The 3577-nt window shown below is 41.3% G+C and carries 3 protein-coding genes; all 3 read right to left on the minus strand.

Annotation, left to right across the window (positions count from 1 at the left end):
* Window positions 1–215: ATP-binding cassette domain-containing protein (locus LC574_RS39335; RefSeq protein ID WP_229457464.1), on the minus strand; the 215-nt coding region annotated here is incomplete at its 3' end.
* The gene (locus LC574_RS31285; protein WP_229457465.1) at window positions 208–1698 is read right to left on the minus strand and encodes an ABC transporter permease subunit; all 1491 of its coding nucleotides are present in this window, start codon (window positions 1696–1698) and stop codon (window positions 208–210) included. The genes LC574_RS39335 and LC574_RS31285, both read right to left, overlap by 8 nt.
* A gap of 53 nt (window positions 1699–1751) precedes the next feature.
* The gene (locus tag LC574_RS31290) at window positions 1752–2732 is read right to left on the minus strand and encodes a 2-dehydropantoate 2-reductase (RefSeq protein WP_229457466.1); all 981 of its coding nucleotides are present in this window, start codon (window positions 2730–2732) and stop codon (window positions 1752–1754) included.
* Between the last annotated feature and the right edge of the window lie 845 nt (window positions 2733–3577).

Below are 3577 nucleotides of genomic sequence, written 5' to 3' on the forward strand. Positions count from 1 at the left end.
TAAGTATATTTATTTTGAACCACTGCTATTTGCAGGGTTAATCTACTATGTTCTAGTAAGTTTATGCATCGCAAAAAGGTAGACTTACCTGAACCAGAAGGGCCTAATATAGCAACCACTTCCCCCTCGTAAAACTCAGTGGAAATATCTTTGAGTACATCAAGTTTGCCAAAGGATTTACATAAGAATTCCGTGCGAATTACTACATTATTCACTTTGCCGTAACCTCCTTTCTAAAGCGGATGCACCCAAGGTCATACCCATTACTAAAACATAGTAGATTAACCCTGCAAATAGCAGTGGTTCAAAATAAATATACTTATTTGCACCAACAATTTGGGCGCTGCGTAATATTTCCACCACCCCAATTGTTGACACCAGCGCGGAATCTTTAAGCAATCCGATAGTTTCATTCACCAATGCTGGAAGAATATTCTTCAATGCTTGGGGCAAAATCACATCCCACATCATCAACCAATAGGGAACACCCATAGACATCGCCGCTTCACTTTGCCCTTTATCCACCGCTTGAATTCCACCCCTGATGGTTTCCGACATATAAGCGCCAGAATTCAGGGTAAAAGTTAGCACCCCAGCTTCCAATGCTGAAATGTCATAGCCTGTAAGCTGGGGTGTTGCATAGTAAACCAATGCCAGCTGTAATAACAAAGGTGTGCCTCGAAAAACAGAGGTGTAGGCGTTAGCAACCCAGGTAAGCGGCTTGATGCCGATAATTTTTAATAGAGACAGTATTGTTCCCCAAATTAACCCCAAGGTTACAGATAATAGCGTAAACAACAAAGTTAAAGGGATTCCCCGAAGAATAAAGGGAATGTCTGGAATAATTCTGGTGAAATCGAGATTTAATCCGCCTTTGGTAGGAGTTGAAGATGCAGAATTGGCGGTAGTATTCTGTGAAAACCATTTGGCTACAAGTTTATTCAATGTGCCATTGTCCTTCATTTGTTGAAGGACTTTGTTAAACGGTTCTACAAAAGAAGAACCTTTAGGAAAAGCGATCGCTGATCCACTTGCCTCCTCTGAAGGAATAGTATTAAACTCTAAATCTGGGTTAGCTTGGGCGAATCCCTTAGCGACAGTATCCTCAACAATTGCTGCATCAATTCGTCCAGATTTGATTTCCTGAACTACTTCCGGCACTCTGTTGAGTTGCTTTAGCTGAATACCTGCAACTTTTTGAGCAATTTTTTGAGCATTTTGTTCTTGTATGGTTCCTAGTTGTACCCCAACCTTTTTTCCTGATAAATCTTGGGGCTGCTTCAAGTTGCTACCTTTAGGAGCGACAATGGTATCTTTGGCTTCGTAATAAATAATTGAAAAATCAATATTTTTCTGACGTTCTGGAGTCGGAGTCATCCCAGCCATTACAAAGTCAGCGCGATTTGCTTGGAGTGCAGGAATTAACCCATTAAAATCGGATTCCATTATTTGAAGTTTAAACCCTAGTTTTTCAGCAAGGGTTTTAGCAATATCTATATCAAAGCCAACGATTTGGCGATCGCCTCCTTTAGTATCATAAAACTCATAAGGAGGATAATCTGGGGAAGTAATCATCGTCAGCGTGTCTTTCCCTAAAGGTGAAGCAGCCTTTAGAAAATTGCTATGTCCGGTGATGATGTTTATTACTACTGCTACTACAACCAGTATCGTTAATAGCCATACTTTTTTTTTCTTCATGAACTTGATAATTATATAAATTCCATAGCTATCAAAAGTCAAGGAAAGTCAAATCAAACCTTTAATTTGGTCGCTTCCAGCAACTTAACGCTGGCATAAATAGCATCAATATAAGGTGTGGGAATTTGAGTAAGTTTTCCCAATTCTGCCACCGCGCCAACAATAGCGTCTATCTCTGTAGCGCGTCCGGCTTCAATATCTTGTAGCATTGAGGTTTTATGGGCACCAACATTTTCTGCCCCATTAATTCGCTGTTCTAAAGTGATGCCAAACTTTATACCTAAATTTTCGGCGATCGCTTGAGTTTCAGTCATCATTTGCAGCGCTAGTTCACGCGTGAGGGGATAGCGGCAAATATCCTCTAGAGTAGCACCAGTTAGGGCGCTGATGGGATTAAATGCCACATTCCCCCACAACTTGATCCAAATTTCCGTGCGAATTTGATTGCGGATTGGTGCTTTGAATCCTGCCTGTTTTAAAGTCTGTGCTAATAATTGAATGCGTTCTGTTTTAGTGCCGTCGATTTCACCAAGAGTAAAGCGATCGCCTTCAATATGTTTAATTACACCTGGTTCAATTATCTCAGTTGCCGGGTAAACAACACAACCAATAGCGCGTTGGGCACCGATATTAGCTTCAATAATCCCATCTGGGTCAACAGATTGAATCCGCGTACCTTCATACTCACCGCCATACTTGCGAAAGTACCACCAAGGAACGCCATTTTGGGCTGTTACCACCATCGTCTGAGAATTGTAGAGTCCAGGGAGAGAAGGAGCGATCGCAGGTACACTGTGAGCCTTGACAGTTAAAATTACTACATCTTGTGGCCCTGCTGACTGAATATCGCTAGTTGCCAGAAATGGAGTAGCAATTTGGCTATAACCGTCTGCCATAAGCAACTTCAGCCCATTTTTTTGAATTGCCTCCAAATGAGAACCACGCGCGATTAGCGTCACCTCTTCACCTGCTAGTGCCAGTTTTGCCCCTAAATATCCACCAATTGCACCCGCGCCAACAATACAGATTTTCATTTTGTTAAATTACTCTAGGACTTACGCACTGTACAAATTCATCGTGATGTGCATTAACGATGCTCCGGGAAGTTTCAGGCTTTTCTTAATTATCCTGCGATCGTCAATAGACCATGCTGTAGGGGCACAGAAAAAGCTCATACGTGTCAACTTAACGTGAAAACGATGTCCCGCAAGGAACTTCAGTTCCTTGCTAATAGCTAAAGTAATCTAAAGATTACTAAATATCCCCCAAAATCTTAAGTCTACTTCAGTAGACTTTAGCTATTAGCCAGAGAATTCATTCTCTGGCGGGTGAGTCAGCCAACAGATAAGCGATTTTTAGCTTAAGTTGACACCTATGAGCAATGCTGTACCCTTACGAAAGATGTAGTTTTTAAACTTCTCCATATATGGTATTTCTTGTCAATGCGTAAGTCCTAGAAACAATGAAGTTGCGATCGCATATTGGGGCAGATGGTATATTGCAAATCCAGACACCCACTGATTTAAAAGATACGAATGTTGAGGTAGTGGTGGTTATACAGCAATACAGTTCAGTTAAGCATTTCTTCCTTCTCTCTGCGTCCTTGGCGTCTTGGCGGTTCGTTAAAAAAATTGACTTTGTAACATAGTTTTAGCCTTAACTGAACCGTATTGGGTTATACAGCCGTTAGCTGATGCAAGGGTAGGCTCCATAAGTAAGGAAGTATCTAAGAGGTTATTTGAAAAGTATTTTTATTGACAAAGCTGTTAGCTATTAGCTATTAGCTATTAACCCGGTACATGCCTCGCCCCTCGTGGGCGAAAAATTAATCTTGGGGAGGTTAATACCCCGCTCATATTGGGCGGCTTGTTTAAAACTA

This window comes from Nostoc sp. CHAB 5715, from assembly GCF_020829685.1.
Taxonomy (GTDB): domain Bacteria; phylum Cyanobacteriota; class Cyanobacteriia; order Cyanobacteriales; family Nostocaceae; genus Nostoc.